Source organism: Pseudomonas sp. W17, assembly GCF_040268305.1.
In the GTDB taxonomy this organism is placed as follows: Bacteria; Pseudomonadota; Gammaproteobacteria; order Pseudomonadales; family Pseudomonadaceae; genus Aquipseudomonas; species Aquipseudomonas protegens.
The window spans coordinates 6,605,439-6,618,650 of record NZ_CP158490.1 but is presented as its reverse complement, the minus strand read 5'-3'; the positions used below and the strand labels follow the sequence as shown (position 1 = coordinate 6,618,650).

15 protein-coding genes are annotated in these 13,212 nt (G+C 64.2%); 4 read left to right on the top strand and 11 right to left on the bottom strand.

What is annotated here, in order from left to right; genetic code table 11:
* Nucleotides 1-324: 324 nt before the first annotated feature.
* Together ABCR88_RS30505 and ABCR88_RS30500 are read left to right on the top strand one after the other, a co-directional pair.
* Nucleotides 325-1,701, top strand: coding sequence for an L-serine ammonia-lyase (locus ABCR88_RS30505; protein ID WP_011063936.1), 1,377 nt, complete (start codon nt 325-327; stop codon nt 1,699-1,701).
* A 412-nt stretch (nt 1,702-2,113) separates the two neighbouring features.
* Nucleotides 2,114-3,217 (top strand): GlxA family transcriptional regulator, encoded by a 1,104-nt coding sequence (locus tag ABCR88_RS30500; protein ID WP_011063935.1) that lies wholly within the window; start codon nt 2,114-2,116, stop codon nt 3,215-3,217.
* On the opposite strand, the gene aac(6') is transcribed toward ABCR88_RS30500, so the two are convergent.
* A complete protein-coding gene (aac(6'), locus tag ABCR88_RS30495; RefSeq protein WP_041120185.1) occupies nt 3,218-3,664 on the bottom strand; it encodes an aminoglycoside 6'-N-acetyltransferase in 447 nt (148 codons plus the stop codon). It lies immediately after the preceding gene.
* Between the two features lie 62 nt (nt 3,665-3,726).
* On the bottom strand, nt 3,727-3,990 hold the full coding sequence (locus ABCR88_RS30490; protein ID WP_015637320.1) for a hypothetical protein: 264 nt from the start codon (nt 3,988-3,990) through the stop codon (nt 3,727-3,729).
* A 314-nt stretch (nt 3,991-4,304) separates the two neighbouring features.
* Between ABCR88_RS30490 and ABCR88_RS30485 the strand changes: the two genes are divergently transcribed.
* Nucleotides 4,305-4,733, top strand: a complete 429-nt coding sequence (locus ABCR88_RS30485) for a DUF4952 domain-containing protein (RefSeq protein WP_015637319.1) — start codon at nt 4,305-4,307, stop codon at nt 4,731-4,733.
* Nucleotides 4,734-4,987: 254 nt separating this feature from the next.
* Here ABCR88_RS30485 and ABCR88_RS30480 read toward each other — a convergent pair whose 3' ends face one another.
* From ABCR88_RS30480 to ABCR88_RS30460, 5 genes are all read right to left on the bottom strand, one after another.
* Nucleotides 4,988-6,148: a gamma-butyrobetaine dioxygenase gene (locus tag ABCR88_RS30480; RefSeq protein ID WP_325985323.1), complete on the bottom strand. Its 1,161-nt coding sequence runs from the start codon at nt 6,146-6,148 to the stop codon at nt 4,988-4,990.
* Between the two features lie 24 nt (nt 6,149-6,172).
* Nucleotides 6,173-6,649 (bottom strand): thioesterase family protein, encoded by a 477-nt coding sequence (locus ABCR88_RS30475; RefSeq protein WP_041120182.1) that lies wholly within the window; start codon nt 6,647-6,649, stop codon nt 6,173-6,175.
* A gap of 108 nt (nt 6,650-6,757) precedes the next feature.
* The gene (locus ABCR88_RS30470) at nt 6,758-7,723 is read right to left on the bottom strand and encodes an L-carnitine dehydrogenase (protein WP_350403801.1); all 966 of its coding nucleotides are present in this window, start codon (nt 7,721-7,723) and stop codon (nt 6,758-6,760) included.
* A 172-nt stretch (nt 7,724-7,895) separates the two neighbouring features.
* Nucleotides 7,896-8,783, bottom strand: coding sequence for a 3-keto-5-aminohexanoate cleavage protein (locus tag ABCR88_RS30465; protein WP_019095257.1), 888 nt, complete (start codon nt 8,781-8,783; stop codon nt 7,896-7,898).
* Between the two features lie 88 nt (nt 8,784-8,871).
* Nucleotides 8,872-9,816, bottom strand: a complete 945-nt coding sequence (locus ABCR88_RS30460; RefSeq protein WP_011063927.1) for a choline ABC transporter substrate-binding protein — start codon at nt 9,814-9,816, stop codon at nt 8,872-8,874.
* Between the two features lie 194 nt (nt 9,817-10,010).
* On the opposite strand from ABCR88_RS30460, the gene ABCR88_RS30455 reads away from it, so the two are divergent.
* Complete coding sequence (locus ABCR88_RS30455) at nt 10,011-10,970, top strand: GlxA family transcriptional regulator (protein ID WP_015637314.1); 960 nt, start codon at nt 10,011-10,013, stop codon at nt 10,968-10,970.
* Between the two features lie 37 nt (nt 10,971-11,007).
* Here the strand turns inward: ABCR88_RS30455 and ABCR88_RS30450 are convergent, their stop codons facing one another.
* From ABCR88_RS30450 to ABCR88_RS30435, 4 genes are all read right to left on the bottom strand, one after another.
* On the bottom strand, nt 11,008-11,424 hold the full coding sequence (locus ABCR88_RS30450; RefSeq protein WP_041120178.1) for a DUF3010 family protein: 417 nt from the start codon (nt 11,422-11,424) through the stop codon (nt 11,008-11,010).
* Between the two features lie 34 nt (nt 11,425-11,458).
* Nucleotides 11,459-11,782, bottom strand: coding sequence for a helix-turn-helix transcriptional regulator (locus tag ABCR88_RS30445; protein ID WP_015637312.1), 324 nt, complete (start codon nt 11,780-11,782; stop codon nt 11,459-11,461).
* Nucleotides 11,766-12,020 carry a type II toxin-antitoxin system RelE/ParE family toxin gene (locus tag ABCR88_RS30440; RefSeq protein ID WP_350403800.1) on the bottom strand — a complete coding sequence of 85 codons (255 nt, stop codon included), beginning with the start codon at nt 12,018-12,020 and terminating at the stop codon, nt 11,766-11,768. Before ABCR88_RS30440 ends, ABCR88_RS30445 begins: the two co-directional genes overlap by 17 nt.
* A gap of 99 nt (nt 12,021-12,119) precedes the next feature.
* The gene (locus ABCR88_RS30435) at nt 12,120-13,034 is read right to left on the bottom strand and encodes a LysR family transcriptional regulator (protein WP_011063922.1); all 915 of its coding nucleotides are present in this window, start codon (nt 13,032-13,034) and stop codon (nt 12,120-12,122) included.
* Nucleotides 13,035-13,212 lie beyond the last annotated feature (178 nt).

The following is a 13,212-nucleotide window of genomic DNA, read 5'->3' as shown; positions in this document are numbered from 1 at the left end:
TCGAGACTGATCATGTACCAGTGAAAATCTGTCGCCTACAGGGTGCGTCGTATCCAGTACAGGGAGGGTCGCATCCAGTGTCGGTGAGGTCGCTTACAGTGTTTTCGAGCGATTTTTCCTACAACTGAGCCGCAAAAAACGCCCAAAACCCCTGCGTTGCGCCTGGCGGCGTTAGTGGGCATGAGTGAGTCGGTGTCAGACGTCGCGGGCCTTGGCAAAAGCCTGATGATGCGCCCTTCTCGGCGGATTGCAGCTTGAGCGTAGCAGCTCCGTCAGAGGGCGTTTCCGGCGCCCGGACAGTGCTCAACCAGGAGTTACGCAGCAATGGCTATCAGTGTTTTCGACCTGTTCAAGATCGGCATCGGCCCCTCCAGTTCCCACACGGTCGGGCCCATGCGCGCAGCGGCTTTGTTCGTCCAGGTATTAAAGGAAAGGCAACTGTTGGAGCAGGTACGCCGGGTCGAGGTGCAGCTCTTCGGTTCGCTGTCCGCCACCGGCATCGGCCATGGCAGCGACAACGCGGTGATCATGGGGCTGATGGGGGAGTGGCCGGACGCGATCGACCCGTCGCTGATCGGCACGCGCATTGAGCTGCTGCGGGAAACCGACACCCTGTTGCTGGACGGGCGGCTGCCAGTGCCTTTCATCTGGGCCCGGGACATGCAGCTGGTGGACCGCAACCTGCCATTCCATCCCAACGCCATGACCCTGGTGGCCGCGGGCGAAGAGGGTGAGCTGCACCGCGATACCTACTATTCGGTGGGCGGCGGTTTTGTCGTCGACCAGGCCCAGGCCGACAGCGGTGTGGCGGACCTGGACCGCAGCGAGCTGCCTTACGATTTTTCCAGTGCGGTGGAACTGCTGGGCCTGTGCCAGAAGCACAACCTGCGGGTTGCCGAACTGATGCTGGCCAACGAGAAAGTCTGGCGTTCGGAAGAGGAAATCCGCAGCGGCCTGATGGCGCTCTGGCGTGCCATGCAGGACTGCGTGGAGCAGGGGCTCAAGCACGAGGGCATCCTGCCTGGCGGGCTCAACGTGCGTCGCCGCGCGGCCAAGTTGCACCGTAGCTTGCAGGAACTGAACAAGCCCAATGTGATCGGCTCCACCCTTAGCGCCATGGAGTGGGTCAACCTGTTTGCCCTGGCGGTGAACGAAGAGAACGCTGCCGGTGGGCGCATGGTCACCGCCCCCACCAACGGCGCGGCGGGGATCATTCCGGCGGTGCTGCATTACTTCATGAAATTCAGCGAAGACGTCACCGACGCCAACGTGGTGGATTTCTTTCTCGGCGCGGCGGCCATCGGCATCCTGTGCAAGAAGAACGCCTCCATCTCCGGTGCCGAAGTCGGCTGCCAGGGTGAAGTGGGTTCGGCCTGCGCCATGGCGGCGGCCGGGCTGGCGGAAATTCTCGGGGCGACCCCGGAGCAGTTGTGCAACGCCGCGGAAATCGGCCTGGAGCACAACCTCGGCCTGACCTGTGATCCGGTGGGCGGGCTGGTGCAGGTGCCGTGCATCGAGCGCAATGCGATTGCCGCGGTGAAGGCGATCAATGCCGCGCAAATGGCCTTGCGCGGCGATGGCCAGCATTTCATTTCCCTGGACCGGGTGATTCGCACCATGCGTGATACCGGCGCCGACATGCACGACAAATACAAGGAAACCTCCCGTGGCGGCCTGGCGGTCAGCGCCGTGGAGTGCTGATTGCCGGCGCGCACAAATCGCTCACATGCCCAGGGGCGCGCCACCTTTTAGCGCGTCGTGAATAGACAAGTCGCCAACCGGGCCGGGCAGCCCCCGTGCCCGTGGCCCGGTTGTGCTTTGAGTGACACTCGCCCGCCCCTGTGCGAAGTGCCTGCCGCGCAAGTGCTACCTAACTGCTCACAGCTCTCTGGGCCTGGCCACCGCACGCCGACGGCGGTGCTTCTTATCCGCACATTGACAAGGGCTATGTAGACACGTCGCGACGTCGTTTTCAGGAGTTATTGAATGCCCATTCAACTTTAGGCATGGCAATTGCTCTGTGAATATCAAGCCCGTCTCCCTTGAGGAACAGGGCACATAAAAAGAGCCTCCGCCTGAGGCCATCACCCGCTTTGTGTGAGGAGATATCGCGATGACGTCGTTCAACTCCGGGGCCCAACCCCAGAACCGTGCGCCTCAATCCATCGGCTTTCTGCTGCTGGACAATTTCACGCTGATTTCCCTGGCCTCCGCAGTCGAACCCCTGCGCATGGCCAACCAACTGTCCGGTCGCGAGCTGTATCGCTGGACCACCCTCAGCGTCGATGGTGGCCAGGTCTGGGCCAGTGACGGTCTGCAGATCACCCCCGATGCCGCGATGCACAAAGCCCCCAGCCTCGATACCGTGATTGTCTGCGGCGGTATCGGCATTCAGCGCACCGTCACCCGCGAACATGTGTCCTGGCTGCAGAGCCAGGCCCGCCAGTCGCGCCGTCTGGGCGCGGTGTGTACCGGCAGCTGGGCCCTGGCGTGCGCCGGCCTGCTGGACGGCTTCGATTGCAGCGTGCACTGGGAATGCCTGGCGTCGATGCAGGAAGCCTTTCCCCGGGTGGCCATGAGCACCCGCCTGTTCACCCTCGACCGCAACCGCTTCACCAGCTCCGGCGGCACCGCGCCGCTGGACATGATGCTGCACCTGATCAGCCGCGATCATGGCCGCGAGCTGTCGGCGGCGATCTCGGAAATGTTCGTCTACGAGCGCATCCGCAACGAGCAGGATCACCAGCGCGTACCCCTCAAGCACATGCTGGGCACCAACCAGCCCAAGCTGCAGGAAATCGTCGCCCTGATGGAAGCCAACCTCGAAGAGCCGATCGACCTCGATGAACTGGCGGTGTACGTCGCCGTGTCCCGGCGACAGCTGGAGCGGCTGTTCCAGAAGTACCTGCATTGCTCGCCGTCGCGCTACTACCTCAAGCTGCGGCTGATCCGCGCCCGGCAACTGCTCAAGCAGACTCCCATGTCGATCATCGAAGTGGCGTCGGTCTGTGGTTTCGTCTCCACGCCGCACTTCTCCAAGTGCTACCGCGAGTACTTCGGCATTCCACCGCGTGACGAGCGCATCGGTTCCAACACCACCCAGCAGGTGGCGATGATGCCGTTGCCGCAAGCCATGGTTTTGGCGCCGCTGTCCGGGCCATTGTCGGCCCTGAGCCAGGCACGCAACGAATCGACCTTCGCCAGCGTGCGCCTGTAGTCACAGGCGTTTCTTGAAATACACCACGCGCTCGGTTTCCTCGAAACCCAGCGCGTGGTGCAGATCCTGGCTGGCCAGGTTGTCGAGGCTGGTGTCCGAGGCCATTTCCACGCATCCCCGTTGTTGCCCCCAATAGGCGACCTGCTCGATCAGGCGCTGGGCAATGCCCTGGCGACGATGCCCGGGGGCCACATAGATGCCTTCAAGAAAGACCACGGGGGAGCTGTCGGTGCCGTTGACGTAGTCGTGGCGCAATGCAGCCTCGGCCAGGCCCACGGCCTCACCGTTCTCGGTGCAGGCCAGCCAGCAGCCGTAGCGCTGGGGCTCGGCCAGAATCTGCTGGATTTCGGCCTGGTGTTCATCCTGCGGGCAATCGGGCCATAGGCCCTGGCGCAATTGCAGCCACCCGCCAGCGTTGGCGGATGAACCAGGTTCAATGGGGGTCATGAGCGGGCCTGTGGTTTGTGGAGGAAACCCACTTTAGCAACCCGCCCGGGCCCCGGGGGCGTTCACGCGCGTTTTTGCTGCTGGTACTCGGCCAGGGCCGGCAGTAGTTGGCGGTCGATGGCCTGGCGTACGGCAGGCAGGATGGTCGCATTGCCGGTGAGCATCTGCTCGACCATGCCCTTGAGCGCCTTGGCCCGTGCATCGCTCAAGCCCCTTACCGCACATTCGCAGGCCTGCTCGGCGCTGGCGCCTGCGGGCATTTCGAAACCCAGTGCCCGGAGTTGTCCCAGCAGGTCGTCCTGGTCAATCAGATCCGCGTGCATCATGACTCTTATCCTTGTTCAGGGAGCGTGGTCGTGAGCCGATTCTGGTAGGGCGTCCGGGTGGCGGCAAGGGCAGATTGTCGCGATGGCCCGTTTACCTATGAACAGGTCGTTTTCGGCTAAGTCGATGGCCATGGCCGGTTGCCACAGCGTTGGGAAAAGGCGGCGCAATCAAGTCTTGCGGCGCCTGCTTGTGAGGCCTCGGGCTTGCCTGAAGGGTGGGGTAATGAGCGCTCCTGCCGCGCAAAGACACTCTGTGCAAGCGCTGGGGGTTCGGTAGGATGGCCGCCGAGTGGTAAACCATGGAGCTGGAGTGGATGAAAGTGATGTTCAGAATGGGGTTCGCCTGTTTGTTGTTGATGGTTTCCGGCGCTGCTCTGGCAGCTCCCGAGTGTGGCGATTTTCTGAAGGCCATGACCGATCCACCGAAGTCCCTGGAGTTTTTCCGTTGTGAGTCGAAGCCCCAGGATCAGGGCGCACCGCTGACCGCCAGTTACCGGGTCAAAGGTCAGGATGCCCATGAGGTAGAGCGCTATCTGCAGCGGGAGTTGGGGGTTCAGGAGGGGCTCAGGTTTGTCTGCTGCGGCTGGGAAACGAAGGGTTTCATTTCCTATAGGGATAAAAAGACCGGGCGTAATTACCAGATTGGCATGGGCTCTGAAGAGACGCCCTACAACCAGCGCCAGGATTGGCACAAGATCGGCTATTTCTATGTGACGGTGGTGCTGTATACCGAGGACATCTGAAGGCGTGGCAGTGGCCCTATTACCTATGAGCAGGTCGCTCTCGGCTAACTCGCGGGAAGGCAGAGTGGGCAGACTGAAACCAGCTCGCGTCGTGTCGGTTTGGTCACCTTCTCACCGCAGCTCCTCAGAAGTAGTCCCTGCCTCGATCCTGTCACGGCTTGATCGGGGCTTTTTTTTGCCTGTGCAAAGCTCTCCGGCAAGTTTCGCCGGCAAGCCGGCTCCTACAGGGGAGCCGGGGGCGGGAGGGGTGAGGATCAGCGCTGCAGCACCAGGATTCTGGAGAGCAGTTCGTCGCGGTCGATGTAGCAGCCCTGGAAGTGCCGGGCGCCGCTGGCCGGGTCGAAGGCGTTGCGCGCGTGCAGGGTGCGGCGGTTGTCGAAGCACCAGAGCTGGCCCGGGTCCAGGCGGCGAATGACCCGGAACCGGGCTTCGCGGGTCAGGGCGATAAAGCGCCGGTAGGCGCGGTACAGCCGGGGCATCTGTTCTTCCGTGGTGTCGAAGGGGCCACGCAGGAAATTGGCCATGCGGATTTCCGCGACCTGGCCCCGGGCATCCAGGGCGATGACCGGCGCCAGGCAGCGGTAGTCGCTGTGGCGGTCCTTGTTGCGAAACTCCACGGGGATTTCGCACAGGGCGCGGAACGCCTCGGGGTCTTCCCGGCGCAGGGCGTCGGCAATGGCGAAGCCGTCGACGAAAATGCTTTCGCCGCCTACCGCGTCATTCACCAGGCAATGCAGGAATTGCAGCCCCGGTTGCAGCTCGCGGGTCGGCAGGTCGCTGTGCAGCGGCAGATTGAAGGCGGTGTAGGCGTTGCTGTCGGCATCGGCCTTGGACTGCACGTTGAACAGCACGCCGAAATTGCTTTCGCGGATAAACGAAATACGCCGCGCAATCAGGGCCAGCGAGCCGGGTTCGGTGGGCGCGCCACGGACCTGGGTCAGGCCGGTATCGCGCAGGGCCAGCAGCCATTGCAGCAGCACCTGGGGGTCCTCCATCAGCGCCTGGTACTGGAACTCGGGCAGTTGCAGGCTGGCGTCCCACAGCGAGTGCCGGGCCTTGGCGGCCTGCCGTTCTTCGCGCGACTGTCGATCATAGGCATGGGCCCGCAGCCAGCCGGGGTCGAAGCGGCTGCGGTGGCCGTCCGCCCAGTCGAGGTTCAGGCAGCCGTCGGCATCAATGCGTGCGGCGTTGCACTCGAGGCCTTCGGCAACATCGACGATTTCCAGCACCTGTTCGCGGGTCACGCTGTAGACGCATTGCGGGCAAGGGCAGTTGTCCCGCAGCCATTGATGGTGAAAAGGGCTGAGACGGCCGTCGGCCCAGTGCACCTGGAGCCGGTCCGGCAGGACCTGGACAGTGGCCAGTGCGCTGATCAACGGGTAACTGCGGTAGTCGGCAAGGGCGGCGGTGTTCACGGCGATCTCCTTTTCTTCTGAGGGCTATTTTTCCGCGGGCAGGGCGATCACCCGGCCGAGGCAGGCCGGGCGCGGCAGGTCCGCCTGCTCGGCGGCCAGGGTTTGCAGGCGTTGCAGCACCGGCTCGCTGAACGGCGCCGAACGCGGCCCGGCCAGGTCGACGTGGAGCAGCATTTGCTCGTTGCCTGCCAGCTCCCGGGGATCATCGAGTCTGTGCAGGCTGTGGTAGAGGTGCAGGCGCTTGCGATCGTGGCCGATGACCTGGGTGCGCACTTCGACCTCGGTGTCGAGCTTCACCTCATGCAGGTAGTTCAGATGCAGTTCCAGGGTGAACAGCGAGTGGCCGCTGGCTTCGCGGTTGTCGCTGTCGAGCCCCAGGCGATCCATCAGGGCGTCAGTGGCATAGCTGAAGATCAGCAGGTAGAAGGCATCGCGCAGATGGCCGTTGTAATCGACCCAGTCGCTGATGATGCGGGTGCTGTAGGTGGTCAGGGCAGGCATAAGGTCACCGGATAACGGTAGGAGCCGGCTTGCCGGCGAAGGCGTCCGTTGGGTTTGCGCCTGGCTTGGCGGCCCGTTCGCCGGCAAGCCAGTTCCCACGGGGTTGGGTTAGTCGTGAAAGTGCATGCCGTGCTTGGCCTTGGTGGTTTTCACCGCCTCCAGCACTGCCAGCAGGCAGTCATCACGATAGCGCTCCAGGGCCGCAATGCTGTGGGTGCCCAGTTGCTCGGCGGTGCCTTCGACCACGTCGTCGATCAGCTTGTCGGTCAGCTCCGGGGCCGGCAGGTAGGTCCAGGGCAGTTGCAGCGCCGGGCCGAACTGGGCCATGAAGTGGCGCATGCCGGCGTCGCCGCCCGCCAGGGTGTAGGTGAGGAAGGTGCCCATGAACGACCAGCGCAGGCCGGCGCCAAAGCGGATCGCATCGTCGATTTCCCCGGTGGTCGCCACGCCGTCGTTGACCAGGTGCAGGGCCTCGCGCCAGAGCGCTTCGAGAAGACGGTCGGCGATGAACCCGGGTACTTCCTTGCGCACGTGAAGGGCGCGCATCCCCAGGGATTCATAGACCTTGATCGCGGCCTGGACCGCTTCGGGCGCGGTGCGCTTGCCGCCCACCACCTCCACCAGTGGCAGCAGGTACACCGGGTTGAACGGGTGGCCCACCACGCAGCGTTCCGGGTGGGTCGAGCCCTCGTAGAATTCGCTGGGCAAAAGGCCCGAGGTGCTGGAGCCGATCAGCGCGTCAGGCTTGGCCGCGGCGCTGATTCTGCTGTGCAGCTCCAGCTTGAGCTCCAGGCGTTCGGGAGCGCTTTCCTGGATGAAGTCGGCATCCTTCACGCATTCCTCGATGGTGGCGACAAAGCGCAGGCGCTGTGGTGAGGCGCCGGGGGCCAGCCCCTGTTTTTCCAGCGCGCCCCAGGCATTGGCGACGCGCTTGCGCAGGGCCGCTTCGGCGCCGGGCGCCGGGTCCCAGGCCACTACGTCGAGGCCGTGGGCCAGGGCTCGGGCCACCCAGCCGCTGCCGATCACGCCGCTGCCCAGGGCGGCGAAAGTTTTGATGTCGGTGATAAAGCTCATTGCGTACTCCAGATAAACGACCCGTAGGAGCTGGCTTGCCAGCGAAGCTTTTAGTGGCCTTGCGGGGCCGTTCGCCGGCAAGCCGACTCCTGCGTGTCAGGGGGTGAGTGGCCGGGTGTGATGGCCTCTTCGCGAGCAAGCTCGCTCCTACGGGGGGAGAGGTGGATTGAGGTTAGCCGCGTTGCTTCAGGCCCATCTTCTGGCGGCCTTCGGCCGGGGTCAGGACCCGGGCGCCGAGGCGGCTGAGGATTTCCGTGGCCCGTTCCACCAGTTGGCCGTTGGTGGCGAGCACGCCGCGATCCAGCCACAGGTTGTCTTCCAGGCCGACCCGCACGTTGCCCCCCAGCAGCACCGCTTGCGCAGCCATGGGCATTTGCATGCGGCCAATCCCGAAGCCGGCCCAGACCGCGTCCGCCGGCAGGTTGTCGACCATGGCCTTCATGGTGGTGGTGTCCGCCGGGGCGCCCCAGGGAATGCCCAGGCACAGCTGGAACAGCGGATTGTCCAGCAGGCCTTCCTTGATCATCTGCTTGGCGAACCACAGGTGCCCGGTGTCGAAGATTTCCAGCTCGGCCTTCACTCCCAGCTCCTGGATACGCTTGGCGCCGGCCCGCAGCTGGGCCGGGGTGGAGACGTAGATGGTGTCGCCGTCGCCGAAGTTCAGGGTGCCGCAGTCCAGGGTGCAGATCTCCGGCAGCAGTTCCTCGACATGGGCCAGGCGGGTCAAGGGGCCGACCAGGTCGGTGTTGGGGCCGAACTCCATGGGGTTCTCGCCGCCGCCGATCTCCAGGTCGCCGCCCATGCCGGCGGTGAGGTTGACGATGATGTCGATGTCGGCTTCGCGGATCCGCTCCATCACTTCGCGGTACAGCGCCACATCGCGGCTGAACTTGCCGGTGGCGGGGTCGCGCACATGGCAGTGCACCACGGTGGCGCCGGCCTTGGCGGCTTCTACGGCGGCCGCGGCGATCTGTTTCGGGGTGACCGGCACGTGCGGGCTCTTGGCGGTCGTGTCGCCAGCACCGGTGAGTGCGCAGGTGATGATGACGTCGTGGTTCATGGTGCGGTTCCTTACAGGCGTGTTTGCTGAGGGCGTGAGGTGGCCGTGCGCAGCCCAGGGCGGGCTGCGGGGCGGCAGTGGCGGTGGCTTATTTGCTGGTCAGTTGCAGGTGTTCGGCGGCCGGCTTGCCATCGAAGGTGGTGACCCCTTCCAGCCAGCGCTGCTGGTCCTGCGGGTGGTCCTTGAGCCATTGCCGCGCGGATTCCAGGGCATCCTTGTGATCCAGCAGCGGCTGCATCATGCGGCTCTCGTCTTCGGCGCTGAAGGTCAGGTTGGTCAACAGCCGGTGCACGTTCGGGCACTGCTCGGCGTAGTTAGGCGCGGTGACGGTCCACACCGTGGCCTGGCCTTCGTTGGGCCCCAGGGCGTTTTCGCTGCCGCTGAGGTAGGTCATCTTGAAGTTGACGTTCATCGGGTGCGGCGCCCAGCCGAAGAACACGATGGCCTCGTTGCGTTTCACCGCCCGGGCTACCGCCGACAACATGCCCGCCTCACTGGACTCCACCAACTGGAACTTGCCCAGGCCGAACTGGTTCTTGGCGATCATTTCCTTGATCTGGGTATTGGCTCCCGAACCCGGTTCGATGCCGTAGATCTTGCCCCCCAGTTCCTTCTGGAACCTGGCGATGTCGGCAAAGGTCTTCAGACCCTTGTCCGCCAGGTAGGCCGGCACGGCCAGGGTGGCGCGGGCGTCCTTGAGGCTCGGTTCGGCCAGGACCTTGACCTGGTTGGCGTCGACGAAGGGGGTGATGGTCTGGGTCATCAGCGGGTTCCAGTAGCCCAGGAACAGGTCCAGGCGCTGGTCACGGATGCCGGCGAAGATGATCTGCTGGGAAGCACTGGTCTGCTTGGTCTTGTAGCCGAGGCCGTCGAGCAGGACCTGGGTCAGGGCGCTGGTGGCGATCACGTCGGTCCAGTTGACCACGCCCAGGCGCACGTTCTGGCAGCTGGCGGCATCGGCGGCCAGGGCCCCGCTGCTCAGAAAAACGCTACCACTAAGCGCAAGCACACAGCTGCTGATCAGTCGTTTCATGATGCTTTCCTCGGCAGGTCGTTATTGTCGGTCCCGGCGTCTTTGTGCGCAGGTGTTGCCAAGGTACGCAGGCGCCGCCGGTGGCAAGCGCACAGCGGCGACCGACTCTTGCACTGCAGCGACCTGCCCCCTTGTGGCACGGGGGCATTTGGCGTATCACAAGGCCCACGCTGGCCGTCACCGGAGTGCGTTGCATGTCCCAGGACTTCTATTTCCTGCTGATGCCGGGGTTTTCCGCCATCGGTTTCATCTCGGCCATCGAGCCGCTGCGGGTGGCCAACCGCTTTCGCGGCGAGCTGTACCGCTGGCATGTGCTGAGCGCCGACGGCGGCGCGGTGCTGGCCAGCAATGGCATGTCGGTGAATGTCGATGCGGCCCTGGAGCCGCTGAAGAAAGGCGCGACCTTGTGGGTGGTGGCCGGTTTCGAGCCGCTGAAGTTTCTCACCCCGGCCCTGGAGCACTGGTTGCGGCGGCTGGAGGTGGAGGGCGTGACCCTGGGCGGGATCGACACCGGTAGTGTGATCCTTGCCGAGAGCGGTTTGCTGGAGGGGCACCGGGTGACTTTGCACTGGGAGGCCATCGAGGCCTTCAAGGAGTCCTACCCGCAACTGAGCGTGACCCAGGAGCTGTTCGAGATCGATCGACGGCGCATCACCTGTGCCGGCGGCACGGCGTCCATCGACATGATGCTCGACCTGATCGCCCAGGCCCACGGCCCGCAACTGGCGGTCCAGGTCAGCGAGCAGTTCGTGCTGGGGCGCATCCGCCCGCGCAAGGATCACCAGCGCATGGAAGTCGCCAGCCGCTACGGCATCAGCAACAAGAAGCTGGTGCAGGTGATCGGCGAAATGGAACAGCACAGCGAACCGCCCCTGAGCACCCTGGCCCTGGCCGAGTCGATCAAGGTCACCCGGCGCCAGCTGGAGCGCCTGTTCCGCCTGCACCTCAACGACACCCCGAGCAATTTCTACCTGGGCCTGCGCCTGGAGAAAGCCCGCAAACTGCTGCGCCAGACCGACATGAGCGTGCTGGAGGTGAGCATTGCCTGCGGGTTTGAATCGCCGTCCTACTTCACCCGCAGTTACCGCGCGCGTTTCGTGCGGTGCCCGCGTGAAGACCGGCGCCCGTCGGGCGGCGGCCGCGAGCTGGCTTGACTCGGGCTCGGTAGCGCCGGTCAGCCGGCTCCTACGGTTATTTTTTCAGCAGGGCGGCGCAGGCGGCTTTGTAGGCTTCGTGCTGGTATTTGTTGAGGCTAGCGGCCAGAGCGAAGCCGTGCTTCTTGTACTGGGCGTTGATGGTCTGGGGCGACAGCAGGGTCACCTCGCAATTCTCCAGCAACTGAAACACGCCTTCGATCTTGAAGGTGGTGGGGCCGCCGGCGAACTCGCCTTTCTTGCTGCGCTTCTTGATGGCGATGCGGGTGATCCCGTGTTCGCGCACGAAGGCCCCGACATGGCTGGCGAAGGCCTTGACGTTGGCGGCCTCGTCATCGTCTTCCAGGGCGATTTTCTTGGTGGCCAGCAGCTGGTGTTGCACCGCGCCGTCTTGCAGGGTGGCGAGGGCGAAGATGGCTTCGCTGCCTTTGATCTCGATACCGCAGATGCTCATGGGGAACCCTTTCAATCAGTGAGTGAGGCGCAGCTTACAGCTCCAGCTGGTCGGCGCGTATGCCGAAGGCGGCGGCGATCTTTTCCCGGGTGGCCCGGCGCGGCCGGGCGACGCTTTCCTGCTGGGCAAAGGCCGGCTGGGAGATCCCCAGGCGCCTGGCGACTTCGTCCTGGGTGAGGTGCAGGTGCTCGCGCCAGGCGCGTATCGGTGTGGCGCCGTCGACCATGCGGCTGACCACGTCATGGGGTATCAGATCGGCTTCCTTGTACTGCGCCATGTACTGCGCGTAGGGAATCACCACGAATGCCGGGCTGCCGTCCGGGCCGTGGATGATCTGGATGTCAGTAGGTACGTTCATCACGTTTCTTGACCTCTTGAACACTGACGATGTGTATGGCTCCGTCCCAGTCGAACAGGACCCGGTACTGCCCGCCCCGAAGACGATAGGCATAAGTGTGGCCGGACAGGGCTTTGACGTTGCCACTGGCGGGCATGTCGGCCAGCAGGGCAATCGCATCGCGAACCTGGACCTGATGCTCGTGGTGAAGTCGCATCAACTGCTTGACCGCTTTTCTACTCCAGAGGATCTCGTTCATGGCGGACTATATAAGTCTTTTATAAGGAATGCGAATCCTTGCTTATATTTCCTGCCCGGCCAAGTGCAGAACCTTGTCCCTTTGTTGCCCGCGCCAGCATTACCAGGTCGTGGACTGCCCGCGCCGGTCCACCTCGTACACCTTCTGGCGCAGCAGCCGCTCCTTGAGCCAGCGCTCGGCCTTGCCCATCACCCGTTGTCGGGCCCAGAGCAGGTCGACGCCGATCAGCCAGTCGGTATGGGGGTAGGCCCCCAGTTGCAGTTCCACCAGCTCGCCCTTGGCCAGTTCACGCTGGATCAGTTGCCGCGGCAGGGTCGCCCAGCCCAGGCCGGCGCGGACCATTTCCAGCAGCGCCAGGTAGTTTTCCGCCTGCCACAGCTGGGTGGAGCGCAGGTATTCGCTGCTGGGCAGCTTGTTGGCGTGGGCGCTGAAGGCCAGGCGCCGGTGCACATGCAGGTCGTCGAAGGTCACGCTGTCGAGCTGCGCCAGCGGGTGGTCCGGGTGGCAGACGTGCAACATGATCAGCTTGCCCAATTGCTGGAACTCCAGCTCCTGGGGGTAGCCCGGTTGCGAGAAGGCGATGCCCAGCACCGCCTCACCCCGGGCCACCAGCTCGCTGGCGTCCCCGGACAGCGGGTGGCGGATCAGCAGGTCGACATAGGGAAAGGCCTGTTCGAACTCCCGCAGGGCCGGCATCAGCGGGCCATAGGGGGTTTCGATGACGATCGACAGGTGTGGCTCCACCACCTGCGACAGGCAGTCGGCGTTGGCCTGCAGGGTCAGGCAGCGCTCCAGCACCGCCTCGGCCTGCAGCAGCATCTTCTGCCCGGTGGCCGTCAGCACCGGGCTGCGAGCGCTGCGGTCGAACAGCTCGACCCCCAGGTCCGCCTCCAGGTTGCCGATGGCCACACTGACCGTGGACTGGGTCTTGCCCAGCTTGCGTGCGGCGGCCGAGAACGAGCCGCTTTGCGCGGCCTGTACGAACATCTGCAGTTGATCCAGCGAAAAGCGCATCGCGGCTCCCGGCCCTGGAAGAGGGCTGTCTGATCCATCGTTAAAAACGATGGCTGCTCATTTGTTTCATCGTATTCAAGCACAGATCATGGCCCCGACGTCCGTACTTCCTGCCGGCGGCGCTTGCCCCGGATGCCTGCCAAAACAAAAGCAAAAGCTGCACCTTCAGGAGACCTGC

Bases quoted from the DNA above. Each gene is read 5' to 3' on its own strand.
- ABCR88_RS30505 (WP_011063936.1), top strand. From the start codon at position 325: ATGGCTATCAGTGTTTTCGACCTGTTCAAGATCGGCATCGGCCCCTCC.
- ABCR88_RS30500 (WP_011063935.1), top strand. From the start codon at position 2,114: ATGACGTCGTTCAACTCCGGGGCCCAACCCCAGAACCGTGCGCCTCAA.
- ABCR88_RS30490 (WP_015637320.1), bottom strand. From the start codon at position 3,990: ATGATGCACGCGGATCTGATTGACCAGGACGACCTGCTGGGACAACTC.
- ABCR88_RS30485 (WP_015637319.1), top strand. From the start codon at position 4,305: ATGAAAGTGATGTTCAGAATGGGGTTCGCCTGTTTGTTGTTGATGGTT.
- ABCR88_RS30475 (WP_041120182.1), bottom strand. From the start codon at position 6,649: ATGCCTGCCCTGACCACCTACAGCACCCGCATCATCAGCGACTGGGTC.
- ABCR88_RS30470 (WP_350403801.1), bottom strand. From the start codon at position 7,723: ATGAGCTTTATCACCGACATCAAAACTTTCGCCGCCCTGGGCAGCGGC.
- ABCR88_RS30465 (WP_019095257.1), bottom strand. From the start codon at position 8,783: ATGAACCACGACGTCATCATCACCTGCGCACTCACCGGTGCTGGCGAC.
- ABCR88_RS30460 (WP_011063927.1), bottom strand. From the start codon at position 9,816: ATGAAACGACTGATCAGCAGCTGTGTGCTTGCGCTTAGTGGTAGCGTT.
- ABCR88_RS30455 (WP_015637314.1), top strand. From the start codon at position 10,011: ATGTCCCAGGACTTCTATTTCCTGCTGATGCCGGGGTTTTCCGCCATC.
- ABCR88_RS30450 (WP_041120178.1), bottom strand. From the start codon at position 11,424: ATGAGCATCTGCGGTATCGAGATCAAAGGCAGCGAAGCCATCTTCGCC.
- ABCR88_RS30445 (WP_015637312.1), bottom strand. From the start codon at position 11,782: ATGAACGTACCTACTGACATCCAGATCATCCACGGCCCGGACGGCAGC.
- ABCR88_RS30440 (WP_350403800.1), bottom strand. From the start codon at position 12,020: ATGAACGAGATCCTCTGGAGTAGAAAAGCGGTCAAGCAGTTGATGCGA.
- ABCR88_RS30435 (WP_011063922.1), bottom strand. From the start codon at position 13,034: ATGCGCTTTTCGCTGGATCAACTGCAGATGTTCGTACAGGCCGCGCAA.